Source organism: Polymorphobacter sp. (assembly GCF_048007885.1).
Lineage (GTDB): Bacteria > Pseudomonadota > Alphaproteobacteria > Sphingomonadales > Sphingomonadaceae > Sandarakinorhabdus.
Map to the genome: position 1 here is coordinate 2,710,298 of NZ_CP180346.1, position 16,638 is coordinate 2,726,935.

At 67.7% G+C, this 16,638-nt stretch carries 18 protein-coding genes and 1 pseudogene; 6 read left to right on the forward strand and 13 right to left on the reverse strand.

Annotated elements, in window-relative coordinates; genetic code table 11:
• Positions 1–44 precede the first annotated feature (44 nt).
• The gene (locus tag ACMVO5_RS13145) at positions 45–980 is read left to right on the forward strand and encodes an ABC transporter ATP-binding protein (protein WP_416907943.1); all 936 of its coding nucleotides are present in this window, start codon (positions 45–47) and stop codon (positions 978–980) included.
• Complete coding sequence (gene nadB, locus ACMVO5_RS13150; RefSeq protein ID WP_416907944.1) at positions 977–2,602, forward strand: L-aspartate oxidase; 1,626 nt, start codon at positions 977–979, stop codon at positions 2,600–2,602. The genes ACMVO5_RS13145 and nadB overlap by 4 nt, the downstream gene beginning before the upstream one ends.
• Positions 2,603–2,609: 7 nt before the next feature.
• Here the strand turns inward: nadB and leuC are convergent, their stop codons facing one another.
• The 11 genes from leuC to ACMVO5_RS13205 all read right to left on the reverse strand — a co-directional run bounded on the left by leuC (position 2,610) and on the right by ACMVO5_RS13205 (position 10,747).
• Positions 2,610–4,028 (reverse strand): 3-isopropylmalate dehydratase large subunit, encoded by a 1,419-nt coding sequence (gene leuC / locus ACMVO5_RS13155; RefSeq protein WP_416907945.1) that lies wholly within the window; start codon positions 4,026–4,028, stop codon positions 2,610–2,612.
• A 70-nt stretch (positions 4,029–4,098) separates the two neighbouring features.
• The gene (locus ACMVO5_RS13160; RefSeq protein ID WP_416907946.1) at positions 4,099–4,629 is read right to left on the reverse strand and encodes a peroxiredoxin family protein; all 531 of its coding nucleotides are present in this window, start codon (positions 4,627–4,629) and stop codon (positions 4,099–4,101) included.
• 48 nt (positions 4,630–4,677) lie between these two features.
• Positions 4,678–5,709: a Holliday junction branch migration DNA helicase RuvB gene (gene ruvB, locus ACMVO5_RS13165; RefSeq protein WP_416907947.1), complete on the reverse strand. Its 1,032-nt coding sequence runs from the start codon at positions 5,707–5,709 to the stop codon at positions 4,678–4,680.
• On the reverse strand, positions 5,706–6,308 hold the full coding sequence (ruvA, locus tag ACMVO5_RS13170; protein WP_416907948.1) for a Holliday junction branch migration protein RuvA: 603 nt from the start codon (positions 6,306–6,308) through the stop codon (positions 5,706–5,708). Before ruvA ends, ruvB begins: the two co-directional genes overlap by 4 nt.
• The gene (gene ruvC, locus ACMVO5_RS13175; protein WP_416909383.1) at positions 6,305–6,781 is read right to left on the reverse strand and encodes a crossover junction endodeoxyribonuclease RuvC; all 477 of its coding nucleotides are present in this window, start codon (positions 6,779–6,781) and stop codon (positions 6,305–6,307) included. The genes ruvA and ruvC overlap by 4 nt, the downstream gene beginning before the upstream one ends.
• Positions 6,781–7,524, reverse strand: coding sequence for a YebC/PmpR family DNA-binding transcriptional regulator (locus ACMVO5_RS13180; protein WP_416907949.1), 744 nt, complete (start codon positions 7,522–7,524; stop codon positions 6,781–6,783). The genes ruvC and ACMVO5_RS13180 overlap by 1 nt, the downstream gene beginning before the upstream one ends.
• 63 nt (positions 7,525–7,587) lie before the next feature.
• A complete protein-coding gene (locus ACMVO5_RS13185; RefSeq protein ID WP_416907950.1) occupies positions 7,588–7,908 on the reverse strand; it encodes a heavy metal-binding domain-containing protein in 321 nt (106 codons plus the stop codon).
• Positions 7,905–9,197 (reverse strand): FAD binding domain-containing protein, encoded by a 1,293-nt coding sequence (locus ACMVO5_RS13190; protein WP_416907951.1) that lies wholly within the window; start codon positions 9,195–9,197, stop codon positions 7,905–7,907. Before ACMVO5_RS13190 ends, ACMVO5_RS13185 begins: the two co-directional genes overlap by 4 nt.
• Before the next feature lie 31 nt (positions 9,198–9,228).
• A complete protein-coding gene (locus ACMVO5_RS13195) occupies positions 9,229–9,882 on the reverse strand; it encodes a glutathione S-transferase family protein (protein WP_416907952.1) in 654 nt (217 codons plus the stop codon).
• A 12-nt stretch (positions 9,883–9,894) separates the two neighbouring features.
• The gene (locus ACMVO5_RS13200) at positions 9,895–10,137 is read right to left on the reverse strand and encodes a DUF2312 domain-containing protein (protein ID WP_416907953.1); all 243 of its coding nucleotides are present in this window, start codon (positions 10,135–10,137) and stop codon (positions 9,895–9,897) included.
• A 292-nt stretch (positions 10,138–10,429) separates the two neighbouring features.
• Positions 10,430–10,747 carry a DUF1244 domain-containing protein gene (locus ACMVO5_RS13205; protein WP_416907954.1) on the reverse strand — a complete coding sequence of 106 codons (318 nt, stop codon included), beginning with the start codon at positions 10,745–10,747 and terminating at the stop codon, positions 10,430–10,432.
• Positions 10,748–10,781: 34 nt separating this feature from the next.
• Between ACMVO5_RS13205 and pyk the strand changes: the two are divergent.
• Positions 10,782–12,234 (forward strand): annotated as a pseudogene (gene pyk, locus ACMVO5_RS13210) (pyruvate kinase).
• Between the two features lie 83 nt (positions 12,235–12,317).
• Here pyk and ACMVO5_RS13215 read toward each other — a convergent pair.
• Positions 12,318–12,926 (reverse strand): HAD family hydrolase, encoded by a 609-nt coding sequence (locus ACMVO5_RS13215; protein WP_416907955.1) that lies wholly within the window; start codon positions 12,924–12,926, stop codon positions 12,318–12,320.
• Between the two features lie 8 nt (positions 12,927–12,934).
• Positions 12,935–13,060: a type B 50S ribosomal protein L36 gene (gene ykgO / locus ACMVO5_RS13220; protein WP_022679686.1), complete on the reverse strand. Its 126-nt coding sequence runs from the start codon at positions 13,058–13,060 to the stop codon at positions 12,935–12,937.
• A 93-nt stretch (positions 13,061–13,153) separates the two neighbouring features.
• Between ykgO and ACMVO5_RS13225 the strand changes: the two genes are divergently transcribed.
• Genes ACMVO5_RS13225 through ACMVO5_RS13235 form a run of 3 tightly spaced genes read left to right on the forward strand, consistent with a single transcriptional unit; the run spans position 13,154 to position 16,495 of the window.
• A complete protein-coding gene (locus ACMVO5_RS13225) occupies positions 13,154–13,729 on the forward strand; it encodes a DUF4136 domain-containing protein (protein ID WP_416907956.1) in 576 nt (191 codons plus the stop codon).
• On the forward strand, positions 13,726–14,850 hold the full coding sequence (locus ACMVO5_RS13230) for a M14-type cytosolic carboxypeptidase (RefSeq protein ID WP_416907957.1): 1,125 nt from the start codon (positions 13,726–13,728) through the stop codon (positions 14,848–14,850). Before ACMVO5_RS13225 ends, ACMVO5_RS13230 begins: the two co-directional genes overlap by 4 nt.
• A 7-nt stretch (positions 14,851–14,857) precedes the next feature.
• On the forward strand, positions 14,858–16,495 hold the full coding sequence (locus ACMVO5_RS13235) for a DCC1-like thiol-disulfide oxidoreductase family protein (RefSeq protein WP_416907958.1): 1,638 nt from the start codon (positions 14,858–14,860) through the stop codon (positions 16,493–16,495).
• The last annotated feature ends 143 nt before the right edge of the window (positions 16,496–16,638 follow it).

A 16,638-nucleotide genomic window follows, 5' to 3' on the forward strand; every position in this document is an offset into this window, starting at 1 on the left:
CGCCGCTGCTTGCGGGCGGGCGGGCGAGCGGCTAGGCCGGAGCCATGAGCGAAGCGGCCATCGAGATACGCGGACTTGAGAAGACCTATGCGGGCGGCAAGGTCGCGCTGCACGGCATTGATCTTGAGGTGCCGCGCGGCAGCATCTTCGGCCTGCTCGGCCCCAATGGCGCGGGCAAATCGACGACCATCAACATATTGGCCGGGCTGGTGAACAAGACCGGCGGCAGCGCGCGGATCTGGGGCTTTGACATCGACCAGCAGCCGCGCAACGCCAAGCGCTCGATCGGCATCGTGCCGCAGGAGATCATTTTCGACGCGTTTTTCACGCCGTTCGAGACGCTGGAGCTGCAGGCGGGGCTGTTCGGCGTGCCGAAGGCAGAGCGCCGCTCGATGGAGCTGCTGCGCGCGGTGCGGCTGGAGGACAAGGCGCATGCCTATAGCCGCACGCTTTCGGGCGGGATGAAGCGGCGGCTGCTGGTGGCCAAGGCGCTGGTGCACAATCCGCCGGTGCTGGTGCTTGATGAGCCGACGGCGGGCGTGGATATCGAGCTGCGCGCCCAGCTTTGGGATTATGTGCGCGAATTGAATGCGCTCGGCACGACAATCGTGCTGACGACGCATTATCTGGAAGAAGCCGAGGAGCTGTGCGACCGTATTGCCATCATCAACCATGGCCGGGTGGTGGCCAATGCCGACACGCGCTCGCTTTTGGCCGAGGCTGGCGACAAGCAGCTGGTGGTGACGCTGGCGGACCGGCTGGAGACAGCGCCCGGCGGGCTGCCGTGCAAGGCGGTGCTTGATGCGGGCGGCCATATGCTGACGCTGACCTATGACAAGCGACGCCAGACGGCGGGCGAGATTCTGGCGGCGCTGACCGGCGCCGGGCTGGCCGTGGTCGATGTCTCGACGCAGGACGCCGACCTTGAAGACGTCTTTCTAAAACTGACGTCCCCCTCGGTCGCCTCCGCTCCGGCATGACCAAGCGCGCCCCGCATGACCCCTATGCCCATGATGTGATCGTCATCGGCTCGGGCGCGGCCGGCCTGACTGCAGCGCTCAACCTGGCGGCGCGGTTCAAGGTGGCGGTGCTGGCCAAGGGCGATGTCGATGCCGGGTCGACCGCCTGGGCGCAGGGCGGGATTGCCTCCGTGCTGGAGGCGGGCGACACTTACGAGAGCCATATCGAGGACACGATGGTGGCGGGCGCGGGGCTGAACCACCGCGCCAGCGTGGAGCATGTGGTGGAGAATGCGGCCGCCGCCATCGACCGGCTGGCCGCGCTTGGCGTGCCCTTCAACCCCGGTGAGGATGCGGCCAACCGCTGGCACCTGACGCGCGAGGGCGGCCATAGCCACCGCCGTATCGTGCATGTCGATGATGCGACCGGCTGGGCGGTGCAGCAGGCGCTGCACCGGGCGGCGAGCGCGCATCCGGGTATCACGCTGATCCCCGGACAGGTGGCGCTGGACCTGATCACCGAGCGCCATGTCGAGGGCGAGCGCTTTGCCACGCGCCGTTGCCACGGGGTCTATGCCCTTGATGTCGAGAGCCGGCGGGTGCGCCGCTATGTGGCGCGCGCGGTGGTGCTGGCAACGGGCGGCGCGTCGCGCGTCTATCAGTTCAGCACCAACCCCGATGGCTCGACCGGGGACGGCATCGCCATGGCGTGGCGGGCGGGCTGCCGGGTGTCGAACATGGAGTTCAACCAGTTTCACCCGACCTGCCTCTATCACCCGAGGGTCAAGAACTTCCTGATTTCGGAAGCCCTGCGCGGCGAGGGCGGGCGGCTGCTGCTGCCGAGCGGCGAGCGCTTCATGAAGCGCCTTGACAAGCGGCTGGAACTGGCGCCGCGCGATGTGGTGGCGCGTGCCATCGATGCCGAGATGAAGCGCCACGGCTTGAGCCATGTGCTGCTCGATATGACGCATCTGGCGCCCGATTTCGTGCGCGGTCATTTCCCGATGATCCATGCCCGGCTTCTGGAGCTGGACATTGACTGCACCATCGAGCCGATCCCGGTGGTGCCGGCGGCGCATTACACCTGCGGCGGCGTGATGGTGGATCTCGCCGGCCGCACCGACCTGCCGGGGCTATGGGCGGCCGGCGAGGTGACGCAATCGGGCCTGCACGGCGCCAACCGGCTGGCGTCCAACTCTTTGCTCGAATGTCTGGTCTTTGGTCAGGCTGCCGCCGATGACATTGCCGCGACGGCGACCGGCGATGCGGCGCTGCCCCGGGTGCGCGAATGGGACGAAAGCCGGGTGACCGATTTGGACGAGGAAGTGGTGGTCTCGCACAATTGGGCCGAGCTCCGGCGCTTCATGTGGGACTATGTCGGCATCGTGCGCACCGACAAGCGGCTGGAGCGCGCCGCGCACAGGGTCAAGCTGCTGCGCAAGGAAGTGGCGGATTATTACGGCAATTTCCGGGTGACGCCTGATCTCATCGAACTGCGCAACCTCGTCACCGTGGCCGACCTGATCGTGCGTTCGGCGCGCGCGCGCAAGGAAAGCCGGGGCCTGCATTTCACCACCGACTATCCCGAGACGCTGGCCGAGGCCCGCGACACGGTGCTCGACCCGGTGCTGGTCAGGAGCTGAGCGGGCTCTAGCGCCCCACAAGCTCCCGCACATCCGTCAGCCGCCCCGTCACCGCCGCGGCCGCCGCCATGGCGGGCGAGACGAGATGGGTGCGGGCGCCGACGCCCTGACGGCCGACGAAATTGCGGTTGGAGGTCGACGCGCAGCGTTCGCCGGCGGGCACCTGGTCGGGGTTCATGCCAAGACACATCGAGCAGCCGGGCTCGCGCCATTCGAAGCCAGCTTCTATGAAGATCTTGTCGAGGCCCTCGGCTTCGGCCTGGGCCTTGACGAGGCCCGATCCCGGCACGACCAGCGCCTGCTTGACATGGGCGGCGACCTTGCGGCCCTTCGCGACTTCGGCGGCGATGCGCAAATCCTCGATGCGGCTGTTGGTGCAGGAGCCGATGAAGACATTCTGCACGTCCAGGCTGTCGAGCGCGGTGCCGGGGGTGAGGCCCATATAGTCGAGCGACTTCTTCACCGCTTCGCGCTTGGTGGCATCAGCGAAGCTTTCGGGCGCGGGCACGCTGCCGGTGATCGGCAGCACGTCTTCGGGGCTGGTGCCCCAGGTGACCAGCGGCGCGATGGCGCTGGCGTCGATCTCGATGACCTTGTCATAGACGGCGCCGGGATCGGTGCGCAGCGTGCGCCACCAGGCTTCCGCCTTGTCCCAATCATCGCCGGTGGGCGCGCGCGGGCGGCCGCGCACATAATCGATGGTCTTGTCGTCAACGGCGATGATGCCGGCGCGCGCGCCCGCCTCGATCGCCATGTTGCAGACGGTCATGCGGCCTTCCATGCTCATCGCCTCGATCACTGGCCCGGTATATTCGATGACATAGCCGGTGCCGCCGGCGGTGCCGAGCTTGCCGATGATGGCCATGGTCAGATCCTTGGGGCTGACCGAGAAGCCGAGGCTGCCTGTGACATGGACCTGCATCGCCTTTGATTTGCGGAGCAGCAGCGTTTGCGTGGCGAACACATGCTCGACCTCGCTGGTGCCGATGCCGAAGCCCAGCGCCCCGAAGGCGCCGTGGGTGGCGGAATGGCTGTCGCCGCAGACGATGGTGACGCCCGGAAGCGTAAAGCCCTGCTCGGGGCCGATGACATGGACGATGCCCTGCTCGGGCGCGTCGACGGCGATCAGCTCGACACCGAATTCGGCGCAATTGGCATAGAGAAGATCAAGCTGGGCCTTGGACATCGGGTCCTTGACCGGCAGCTTGCGGCTGGTGGTGGGCACATTGTGATCGGGCACGGCGAGCGTGAGATCGGGGCGGCGCAGCTTGCGGCCGGCCAGGCGCAGGCCCTCAAAGGCCTGCGGGGTGGTGACTTCATGGATCAGGTGACGGTCGATGAAGATCAGGCTGGTGCCGTCTTCCAGGGTTTCGACGACGTGATCATCCCAGATCTTGGCGTAAAGGGTGCGCGGCGCTGTGCTCATGGCTGCGCCTCATGCCGCTTGCCTGCGCAAACTTCAAGCGCCAGCCTGTCCAGTGCGCGAGAAGCCCGGATTATGGCGCCGCTGCCAGCACCGCTTCGATTTGCGGCCGGTCGCGGTAGCTCTCCTCCATCAGCCGGGCCTTGATGGTCCCGTCGGGGGCGATGACGAAGATCGCCGGGCGCGGCACGCCTTCGGCGCGGCTGCCGGGGCCATATTGCGGGTCGCGCAGGTCCCAGCCGTCGATCACCTTCGATTGCGGATCCGAAAGCAGGGTCCATTTCACCCCGCGCTCGGCAGCGAACTTCGCCAGCACATCGGGGGCATCATAGCTCAGGCCAACGAGCGCATAGCCGCGCGCCTTCAGCGTTTCGGCGGCGTTGGTGTTGAGGTCGATCAGCTGCGCCTTGCAATAGGGGCACCAGCTGGCCGAGCGGAAGAAGACCAGCACCGTGCCCTTGGGGCCAGCGACGCTGCTGATGGTGCGCGCCTTGCCGGTGAGATCGGTGGCGACCAGCGGCGGCGCGCGGTCTCCGGCATCGGGAATCGCCGCCAGCGCGGGGGCGGCCAGCAGCATGACTGCCATCATCAGGATTTGCATCATCGCTGGTGTCTCCTTCTCAACCCATGTTCGCATGATAATGGGTGCGCGTTACAGCCCGTCGTCATCCAGCAGCGGCAATTGCATGGGCTGGCCGGCGGGCGGCGTGATGCCGAGATGCGCCCAGGCGGGCGCATTCAGCATCCGCCCGCGCGCGGTGCGCGCCACCAGCCCCTGCTGGATGAGGAAGGGCTCGACGACCTCCTCCAGCGTGTCGCGCGCTTCCGACAGGCCGGCGGCGAGCGTTTCGATGCCGACAGGGCCACCGCGGTAAAGGTCGGCGATCATCATCAGATAGCGGCGGTCCATCGCATCAAGGCCGAGCCGGTCCACCTCGAGGCGGGAGAGCGCGCGGTCGGCGGCGCGGGCATCAACCATGTCCGTGCCGTCAGCGGCGGCGAAATCGCGCACGCGGCGCAGCAGCCGCCCGGCGATGCGCGGGGTGCCGCGCGCGCGGCCGGCGATCTCGCGCGCGCCCTCTGGCGTCAGGGGGAGCGCCAGCAGCGCGGCGGCGCGGGTGACGACCTGCTCCAGCTCTTCGGCGGAATAGAAGTTGAGCCGCAGCGGGATGCCGAACCGGTCTCTGAGCGGCGTGGTCAGCAGCCCGGCGCGCGTGGTGGCGCCGACCAGCGTGAAGGCCGGCAGGTCGATGCGCACCGAGCGCGCCGAGGGGCCTTCGCCGATCATGATGTCCAGCACCCGGTCTTCCATCGCCGGATAGAGAATTTCCTCGACCGCCGGCGCAAGGCGGTGGATCTCATCGATGAACAGCACATCATGCGGTTCGAGATTGGTGAGCAGCGCGGCCAGATCACCAGCCTTGGCGATGACCGGGCCGGAGGTGGCGCGAAAGCCCACGCCCAGCTCATTGGCGACGATCTGCGCCAGCGTGGTCTTGCCCAGCCCCGGCGGGCCGTGCAGCAGCACATGGTCCATCGCCTCGCCGCGCCCGCGCGCCGCGGACACGAACACGCCGAGGTTGGCCCGGAGCTGCGCCTGGCCGACGAACTCCGCGAGCGACTTGGGGCGGAGCGCCGCGTCGATGTCGTCAACCTTGCGCAGCGGATCGAGTGGGCCGCTCATTTCGCGCTCTTCTTCAGCGCGAGCCGCACCAGCGCGCTGACCTCGGCCTCATCGCCCAGTTCGGCGGCAGCGGCGGCGACCGCGCGGCTGGCGTCCATGGGGCGGAAGCCGAGCCCGGCGAGGGCCTCCATCGCGTCACGCACGGCGCTGGCGCTGGCGCTGGCGACGGGGAGCGGCGCGCCTATGCCGAGTGCGACCGCACCGAACTTGCCCTTCAGCTCATTGGCGATGCGACCGGCGAGCTTTGGCCCCACGCCATTGGCGCGCGCGATCGAGGCGGTGTCGGCGCTGGCCACCGCATGGGCCAGCTCGTCCGGCCCCAGCACCGAGAGAATGGCGAGCGCGACGCGGCCGCCGACCCCCTGCACGCTGGTGAGCAGGCGGAAGCAGTCCCGCTCGGCCTCGCTCAGAAAGCCGAACAGCTGAATGGCATCCTCGCGCACCTGGGTTTCAATGTGGAGCGCGACCGCGCTGCCGGGGCTGCCCAGCCGCTCAAGGGTGCGGGCGCTGGCGCTGACCAGATAGCCGACCCCGTTCACATCGACGACACAGGCCTCGGCCGCTACCGAATTGAGCAGGCCGCGCAGCCGGGCGATCATCGGATGCTGGTCCGCAGATGGGCGTGCGCAATGGCCACCGCCAGCGCATCGGCGGCGTCGGCGCCGCTGACCTTCACCCCGCCCAGCAGCCGCTCGACCATCGCCTGCACCTGCGGCTTTTCGGCCGCCCCCGTGCCGGTGAGCGCCTTCTTGACCGCGCGGGTGGCATATTCATGGACCATCAGCCCGCCCTTGCCCGCCGCCAGCAGCACGACGCCGCGCGCCTGGCCGAGCTTGAGCGTGGATTGCGGATTGGCATTGACGAACACTTCCTCGACTGCCGCTTCATCCAGCGCCTGCTCTGCCATCACACCCATCAGCCCATCGTAGAGCGCCGCCAGCCGTTCGGCCAGCGGGGCCGCGGCCGGTGTTTTCACCGTGCCGTGGCCGCCGTGGCGCAGCCGGTTGCCGTCTGCCATCACCACGCCCCACCCGGTGGCCGCCAGCCCCGGGTCAAGACCGAGGATGCGGATCAACCAAGCCCCTCGAGCACATCATCGGGCACGTCATAATTGCCCCAGACGGTCTGCACATCGTCATCCTCGTCGAGCGCGTCGATGAGCTTCATCAGCTGGGCGGCGTCGCCCGCGCCGACGCTGACCATGGTGCCGGGCCGCCAGGCGAGCTTGGTGCCCTCGGCTTCGCCCAGCGTCGCTTCCAGCGCCTTGGCAACTTCGTGCAGCGCATCGACGGCGGTCCAGATCTCATGGCCGTCCTCGCTCGACTGGACATCCTCGGCGCCGGCTTCAAGTGCGGCTTCAAACACCGCGTCGGGCGAGCCGGCGCTGGCGGGATAGGAGATCAGCCCCATGCGCTCGAAGCCATGGCTGACGGAGCCGGATGCGCCGAGATTGCCGCCGTTCTTCATGACGATGGTGCGCACATTGGTGGCGGTGCGATTGCGATTGTCGGTCAGCGTCTCGATGATCAGGCTGACGCCGCCGGGGCCGAAACCCTCATAGCGGATGTCCTCGTAATTCTCGCCGTCGCTGCCCTCGGCCTTCTTGATGGCGCGCTCGATATTGTCCTTGGGCATGCCGCCGGCGCGCGCGGTGAGCACGGCGGCGCGCAGCCGGGCGTTCATCGCCGGGTCGGGCAGGCCCATCTTGGCCGCGACCGTGATCTCGCGCGAGAGCTTGGAGAAAAGGGCAGAGCGCTTTTTGTCCTGCGCGCCCTTGCGGTGCATGATGTTCTTGAATTTGGAATGGCCGGCCATGGGGTCCCGTCAGCTTGTGAACTCTGGCTCAGCCCTTACGCCAGCCGAACGCGGCTGCGCAACTTACTCGAGTTTGACAGCGGTTCCCGACAGCGCCACCATGATCATCGATTCACTGGCGCCGAGCGTGGTGTAATCGAGATCGACGCCGACAATGGCGTTGGCGCCGCGCGCTTCGGCCTCGGCGACCATTTCGGCGGTGGCCTGGTCGCGGCCCTTGCGCAGCACCTGCTCATAGCTGCCAGCGCGGCCACCGACGATGTCGCGGATGCCGGCGAAGAAATCGCGGAAGATGTTGGCGCCCATGATCGCCTCGCCCGCCACCACGCCGAGATGCTCGACGATGCGGCGGCCCTCGATGGTGTGGGTGGTGCTGATGATCATGCCGCCTCCGTGACCGCCTTTGCCAGCATCACGCCGCACAGATGGGCGCGATACTCAGGCCCGGCATGAATGTCGGTGTTGAGGTCGCTGGCGTCAGGCACCAGCCCGTTGACCGCATCGACGGAGAAATTGCCGGCAAGCGCGGCCTCGGCTTCGGGCCAGCGGAACACACCCGGCCCGGCACCGGTGACGGCCACACGCACGCCGTCATCGAACTGCGCGACCATCACGCCGACAATCGCGTAGCGCGAGGCCGGGTGACGGAACTTGGCATAGGCGGCGCGGCGCGGCACGCGGAAGCCGATACGGGTGATGATTTCGCCCTCGTCGAGCGCGGTGGCGAACATGCCCTGGAAATAATCGTCCGCCGCATGGGCGCCGCGATCGGTCTCGATTACGGCATCAAGGCCCAGCGCCACGGCGGGATAGTCAGCCGCCGGGTCGTTGTTGGCGAGCACCCCGCCGAGCGTGCCGCGGTTGCGCACCTGCTGGTCGCCGATGCCGAGCGCCGCCTTGGCAATGGCCGGGACAGCCGCCTTGACGGTGCTGTCTTCGGCCACGGCGGCATGGGTGGTGAGCGCGCCGATCCACAGCCGGTCGCCGTCGCGGGTCGCGCCCTTGAGGCCGGGCAGGCCGGCGAGGTCGATGATCGTGTCGGGCATGCGCAGCCGGCTCTTCATCGCGGGCAGCAGCGTGTGGCCGCCGGAGAGATAGGCCGCCCCGCCGTCACTGGCATTGGCGCTGGCGAAGGCGGCCACGGCTTCAGCGACGCTCGCCGGCTTCTGATAGTCGAAATCACGCATGAGCCGTCTCCCCCCCGTATCTGCCGCCATCGCGCGGGCGCCGGCCACAATGGCCTTGATGATGTTGATATAGCCGGTGCAGCGGCAGAGATTGCCCTCAAGATCATGAGCGACCTGCTCGGCGCTGACATTGGTGCCGTGGCGGCGGACGATCTCGAGGCCGGCCATCACCATGCCGGGCGTGCAGAAGCCGCACTGCAGGCCATGTTCGGCCTTGAACGCCGCCTGCATGGGATGCAGCGCCTCGCCGTTCGCCAGCCCCTCGATGGTGGTGACGCTGGCGCCATTGGCCTGGGCGGCCAGCACGGTGCAGCTCTTCACCACCACCCCGTCCAGCATCACGTTGCAGGCCCCGCACTGGCTGGTGTCACAGCCGATGTGGGTGCCGGTCATCTCCAGCGTGTCGCGCAGCAGCTCGACGAGCAGCGTGCCGCCCGGCACCTCCGCCTCGCGTGCCTCCCCGTTGATCGTCAGACGAACGTCCATGCGTCTCTCCCCTTTCGCACTTATATCGTGATCAGCCGCGTGCGGCCATCATCGCCTTCAGGCCCTCGGCCTGTTCTGCCACAGCGCGCGCGCCGATGTCGCTCGCCTTGGCGCGTGTCCACCATGCGGCCAGTCCCGGCGTAGCCTCGAGCAGCTTGGCGGTGCCCAGCCCGCGGTCGAGCGCATCGAGGAAGAAGAACAGCGGGATCATCGCTGCATCGGCCTGGGTGAAGCTGTCCCCATAGGCATAGTCATGCGCCGGATCGCGGAAATGCTCGAAATAGGCAAGCGCAGCCGCCATGCCCGCCATGGCCGCGGGCACACCCTCAGGCTTCGACTGAGCAGCAAAAAGCCCGCCCAGATGCGGCACCATATAGACATCGGCGATCCGGACCAGCAGCCGCACCCGGGCGGCCTCGACCGGGTCGGCGGGCAGCAGCGCCGGGCCGGGCAGCACGGCATCGACATAGTCGGTGATCGGCTGGCTCTCGGGCAGCACAAGGTCGCCGTGCACCATCAGCGGCATCTTGCCGGTGGGCGTCAGCGCCAGATATTCATCGCACTTGATGCCGCCGGGAAAACTCTCGACCGGCAGCTCATGGCCCTTGGCCCGCGCCGCCAGCACCGGGCGCAGCACGAACGGCGACAGCAGGCCGCCATAGATTTTCAGATCGGTCACCGTCATCGTCTCTCCCCTTCAGTCCACCAGACCCAGCGCGGTCTTGTACGTCTCCAGCAGGGCCTCCTGCTCGGCCCGGGAATTGGCGTCCATCTTGCGCAGCCGCACAATCGTCTTCATCGTCTTGGTGTCAAACCCGGTGCCCTTGGCCTCGGCATAGACATCCTTGATCTGATCAGCGATCGCCGCCTTCTCCTCCTCAAGCGTCTCCACCCGCTCGATGAAAAGACGCAGCTGCGCTGCCGAAACATTCTCGTTCACCCGTGTTCGCTCCCAAGATTCGCGTGCCCGCCCCGTGCTACGCCTCCCGCCGATAAAGACAAGGCCCCTCGGCTGAGGAAGCCGCTAAAGGGGCCTCCGGCGGCTGGGGGCGACGCCCCCAGACCCCATTCATCGGCATGGGATATACTTTCCAAGGACAGCGCCCGCGCGGCACGCGCAATATATTGCCTGCGGCGCTTGGCGCATTTTTTGAAGGTGCAGCCCAGCATCACTGATGGGGTCTGGGGCCTGAGGCCCCAGCCGCCGGAGGCCCTTGATGCTGCCAGCAATGTCAATGCGCGTTCCGGGCCACGCTGGCGGCCATGGCGGCGAGTTGTTCGGGGCTGGCTTCGGTCTGGTAGCGGTCTTTCCATTCTGCCTGTGGCATGCCGTAGACGGCTTCACGTGCTGCGGCCTTGTCGACGGGCGTGCCGGCGGCGGCGGCGGCTTCGGCCAGCCAGTCGGCGAGGCAGTTGCGGCAGAAGCCGCCGACCGCCATCAGGTCGACATTCTGGACATCGGTGCGGTGGCGGAGGTGCGCCACCAGCCGCCGGAAGGCGGCGGCCTGCACGGCCTCGTCGGAAACATCCACCATCGATCGCTCTCCCATGGTCAGCGGTTGTTGCAGCCCTTAAGGTGGGCCCATGGCTCATCATCTTCAACCGCGCGCCAGACGCGTCAAGGTTCTGGCCACGCTTGGCCCGGCGGCCGATAGCGAGGCGGCGATCACCGCGCTGATCGCGGCCGGGGCCGATGCCTTTCGGGTCAATATGAGCCATGGCAGCCATGATGATCATGCCCGGCGGATCGCGGCGGTGCGCGCGGCCGAAAAGGCGGCGGGCCGGCCGATTGCCGTGCTGGCTGATTTGCAGGGGCCGAAGCTCCGGGTCGGCAGTTTCGCGAGTGGCCGCGCTGTGCTTGTGGCGGGCCAGGCCTTCCGGCTTGATGCCGATCCCGCGCCCGGTGATGCGGCGCGGGTGCAGCTGCCGCATCCCGAGCTGTTCGCCGTGCTCCAGCCGGGCGCGCGGCTGCTGGTCGATGATGGCCGCATCGTGCTGCGCGTGACTGCGGCCTCGCAGGACGCTATTGATTGCACGGTCGAGGTGGCAGGCACCATTTCCGACAACAAGGGGGTGAATGTGCCCGATGTGGTGGTGCCGCTGCCCGCGCTCACCGACAAGGACCGGGCCGACCTTGCCTTTGCGCTGGCCCAGTCGGTTGACTGGATCGCTCTGAGCTTCGTCCAGCGCGCCGCCGATGTGGCCGAGGCGCGCGCGCTCATCGGCGGGCGCGCGGCGCTGCTCGCCAAGATCGAGAAGCCCGCGGCCCTCTCTTGCCTTGCCGACATATTGCAGGAGGCCGACGCGGTGATGGTGGCGCGCGGTGATCTTGGCGTGGAGCTGCCGCCCGAACACGTGCCGCCGGCGCAAAAGGCGATCGTGGCGGCCGCGCGCGAGGCCGGCAAGCCGGTGGTGGTCGCGACGCAAATGCTCGAAATCGATGATCGACGCGCCCACGCCGACCCGCGCCGAAGTCTCCGATGTCGCCACCGCCATCTATGACGGCGCCGATGCGGTGATGCTGTCAGCCGAATCCGCCGTGGGCAAGCATCCGCACGCCGCGGTGGCGATGATGGATGCCATAGCCCGCGCCGTCGAGGCTGACCCCGGCTATCATGCGCGCGTCCGCTTCACCGAAGTGGCGCAGGGCAGCAGCACCGCCTCTGCCATCTCCAGCGCCGCTGCCGCCATCGCCGCCCAGACGCGCGCCGCCGCTATCACCTGCTTCACCATCACCGGCAGCACCGCGCTGCGCGCCGCGCGCGAACGCCCGCTCGTCCCCATCCTCTGCCTGACGCCGCGCGCCAGCACCGCACGCCGCATGGCGCTGACTTGGGGCGTGCATGCCGTCACCACCCGCGACGTCGAAAGCTTCGAGGAAATGGTCGCCAAATCCCGCCGCATGGCGCTGCGCACCAAATTGGGCGCGGCCGATGATACGCTGGTGCTGATCGCCGGCGTGCCGTTCAGCACACCCGGCACCACCAACGTTATCCATGTGGTGCAGCTGACCGGGGATGAACTGAAGGGCTATTGAGGGGTGTAGAAAGGGCCTCCGGCGGCTGGGGGCGTCGCCCCCAGCCGCCGGAGGCAATTCTCGCCCGCCGGAGGCCCTTCTGACTAAAGCAGCCCCTCGGCTTCCAGCCGGGTGCGCAGTCGGGCGGCGCCTGAGAAGAGGTGGCCGGGGAAGCCGTTGGCTTCGCCGGCGCGGATGTTTTCGGTGCGGTCGTCGATGAACAGGGCCTCGCCCGGCGCGAGGTTGAAGCGCTGGAGGGCGAGCCGGTAGATGGCGGGGTCGGGTTTTACCAGCTGTTCCGCGCCTGAGACGATGATGTCTTCGAACAGGTCGAATATGGGGGCGGTCTGGCGGAAGCGGGGCCAGAATTCGGCGGAGAAGTTGGTGATGGCGTAGAGGGGCACGCCGCGCGCGGCGAGGTGTTCGACGAGGTCGAGCATGCCGGGCACGGGGCCGGAGATGGTTTCGAGCCAGCGGGGTGCGTAGAGGCGGATCAGCTCTTCGTGATCGGGGAAGCGGGCGATGAGTTCGGCCGAGGTTTCGGCAAACGGCCGGCCGGCGTCATGCTGGAAGTGCCATTCGGGGGTGATGACGCGGGTGAGGATGTGCGCGAGACGCGCGGGATCATCGATCAGCTTGCGGTAGAGGCAGCCGATATCCCAGCCGTAAAGGACATTGCCGACATCGAAGACGACCGCCCGAAGGCCGGCCATTGGGGGGTTCAGCCCTGGCGCGCCTTGAACCGGCGGTTGGTCTTGTTGATCACATAGGTGCGACCACGGCGACGCACGATCTGGCAATCGCGGTGGCGGCCCTTCAGCGACTTGAGGCTGTTACGGATCTTCATGGCTGGCCTTCTTTGGCAAAATCGGTGGCACGTGCGAAGAGGGGCGGCTACACAAGGGGTCTGTCGGAGTCAATGAAAAACCGAGGCCTTGCCATGCGCTCTCCCGTCTTCATTCTTGCCGCGCTGGTGCTGGGTGGCTGTGTATCGAGCCCGCCGATGGCCGATGTCACGCGCTTTCACCTGGGCCAGCCGATTTCGCGCGGCACGGTGCAGGTCGTTGCCCCGCCCACCGACATTGCCACCGAGCTGAACATCCGCGCCGCCAGCGCTGCGATTGCCACCGAGCTTGAGGGGCTGGGGTTCCGCCCGGTCGACACGGCCAGCAGCGTCTATGTGGCGACCTTCCGGGTGGATGAGACGAGCCAGCAGGGGCCGCCCAAGCAGAGCCCGTTCAGCGTCGGCATCGGCGCGGCGACAGGTGGGCGCAATGTCGGCATTGGCGGCAGTGTCAATGTGCCGGTGGGGCGTGACCGGCCGGGCGACACCATCCGTACGACGCTGCTGATCCTTGATATCCGCACGCGCGATGACGCCAAAGTGGTGTGGGAGGGGCGAGCCTCGCGCATCACCAACGCCAAGGCGGAGAATCCGCTGCCGGGGCTGGCGCGGGCGCTGTTTGCCGGCTTCCCCGGCCCGTCGGGACAGATGGTGCAGGTGCCGACGCAATGAGCCTCGACATTTCGGCCGCCTTCGATGGCGGCAATATCGAGGTTGTTCGCGCAGGCGCGCCGGACGACATCGAGCTTCAGATCCGCAAGGATGCGCACAGCGAGTTTTTTCAATGGTTTCATTTTCGCCTGTCGGGCGCGCGCGGGCAGGCCTGCACGCTGCGCATCACCGGGCTGGCGGCCAGCGCCTATCCGGGCGGCTGGCCCGGCTATCAGGCGGTCATCAGCCACGACCGCGAGCAGTGGTTGCGCGCGCCCAGCCGTTATGAGGACGGCACGCTGACGATCAGCGTCACGCCGCTGCATGACCATGTCTGGCTGGCCTATTTCGCGCCCTACAGCATCGAGCGTCACCATGATCTCGTGGCGCGTATCGGCGGGCGGCCGGGCGTGCGCGCGCGGGTGCTGGGGCACAGCCTTGAGGGCCAGCCGATGGATTGCCTGAGCATTGGCGAGGGGCCGCTGCAATGCTGGCTCTATGCCCGGCAGCACCCTGGCGAGACCATGGCCGAATGGTGGATGGAGGGCGCGCTCGAATGGCTGAGCGATCGGGATGACCCGCTGGCGCAGCAGCTGCGCGCAGGTGCAACCTTCCACTGCATTCCCAACATGAACCCAGACGGCAGCCGGCGCGGCCATCTGCGCACCAACGCCGCCGGCGTCAATCTCAACCGCGAATGGGCGGCCCCGAGTGCTGCGCGCAGCCCCGAAGTGCTGGCGGCGCTGGCGGCGATGGCGGAGACCGGGGTTGATTTCGCCATCGATGTGCACGGTGACGAGGCCATCCCGCAGGTGTTCATCGCTGGCTTCGAGGGCATTCCCAACATCACCGAGCGCCAGTTGGCGCTGCTGGCGCGCTACAAGACGGTGCTGGCCGGGATCACGCCCGATTTCCAGACGCGCATCGGCTATCCGGCGTCCGCGCCCGGCAAGGCCAATCTGGCGATGAGCACCAACCAGCTGGCCAATCGCTTCGGCTGCCTGGCGATGACGCTGGAGATGCCGTTCAAGGACCATGACGACAATCCCGACGCCGTGGCCGGCTGGTCGCCGGCGCGGAGCCAGGCGCTGGCGCGCGCATGCCTGGCGGCGCTCGCCGAAATCCTGCCCGAACTGCGCTGAGCCGGCGGTGTCGCTCGCCATTCATTATGACGGCGACTGCCCCTTTTGCGCCCGCTATGTGGCGATGGTCCGGCTGCGCGAGGCCGCCGGCCCGGTTCGCCTCGCCAATCTGCGCGACCATCCTGACGCGCGCGCGCGGTTTGAAGCGCTGGGGCTCGATCTTGACGAGGGCATGATCGTCGAGACCGGTGGGCGGCTCTATCACGGCGCCGAGGCGGTGCATGTGATCAGCCTGATGAGCAGCCGCAGCGGCGTGCTCAACCGGATCGCCGCCACGCTGCTAGGGGTCGAATGGCTGGCGCGGCTGCTCTATCCGCTGCTGCGCGCCGGGCGCAATGCGGCGCTGTTCTTCATGGGGCGCAAGGGCTTCCGCGTGGATGATGTGGGCGAGCGCGCAGCGCTCGACATGTTCACGCGGATGCTCGGCCTCTATTCGGTGCTCGACGTCTATATCTATGTCTTCGATTACAAGCCGCTGGTCTTCATCCCCACCACCGTGCCGCTGCTGCTGCTCGGCCTGGCGGTGTTCCTGGCCCCGCGCTGGCGGCCGGGGCTGGTGCTGCTCATTCTGGTGGCCGCGCTTGACAGCTGGCTGCATGCCCCGGTCGGCTCCAACCACAGCATCATCCGCGCCATGCTCAGCCTGGCCTTTCTGGCGGCCGGGCTGTGGCAATGGCTGGCCGGCAGCGCCTTCACCCGCTTCTTTGCCGATGTGCGGCCGATCGGCCGGGCACTCCTTTTGACGATGTATGTGTTCGGCATCTTCCACAAGATCAACACCGACTTTCTCGATCCCGCGGTCAGCTGTGCGGTGGTGCTGTGGCAGCAGATGCCCGCCCCGCTCGCCGCACTCGACGGGCCGCTGATGCGCACGCTCGCTATCTACGGCACCTTCGCCGCCGAGGGCGCGGTGCTGGTGATGCTGCTGGTGCCGCGCTGGCGGGGGCTGGGGATCGTGCTTGGCATCAGCTTTCATGCGTTGCTGGCGCTCAGTGATTACCAGCTCTACGCCACCTTCTCGATGCTGGCGGTGGTGCTGCACCTGCTGTTCATCAGCCCGGCGGCAGCGAAGCGGATCACCGAAAGCGCAGCCTGGCAGATCTATGCGCGCATGCTCGCGCGCCCGCTCGGGATCATCGCCGTGGTGCTGCTGCTGGCGATCATGGCGCTGGCGGCGGCGCAGGGGCGCAACAGCGTCGTCGGCCTGCTCTGGCTCGCGCTGGTGGCGCTGCCGGTCTATGCCATTGCGCGCCACGGCGCGGCGGATGAGGGCGCAGCCGAACCCTTGCTCTGGTCGCGGCTGGCCCCGCTGAAATCTCATCAGCCTGCTCTTCTTCCTCAATTGCCTGTCGCCCTATGCCGGGCTCAAGACCGGGCAGACCATTGCCATGTTCTCCAATCTGCGTGTCGAGGCCGGACGCAACAACCATCTGCTGCTCAGCCATGCGCCGGGGCCGTTCGGCAATCTGGACGAGGTCATCATCCCGCTCTCGGCGCGCGGCCATCCGCAGCTGGCGTTCATCGCCGAGGAGGGGCGCGACGGGCTGGTGCCGAAGCATTTCTACAGCCTGCTCGCCGAATATCCCGATGCGGTGGTGAGCTACCGGGCGCAGGGCGTGGTCCATGGTCCGATGCGCGCGGCTGACATTCTTGCAAAAGCGCCGGAGCCCTCGCTTCTGGAACGGAAGTATCTGGTCTTTCGCCCCGTCGCGCTCGGCGTGCCGGCGCATTGCTCTTATTACTGACCCCCCAAAAGCACCACTTCCCCCGGCGCGCCGGAGCGACCAC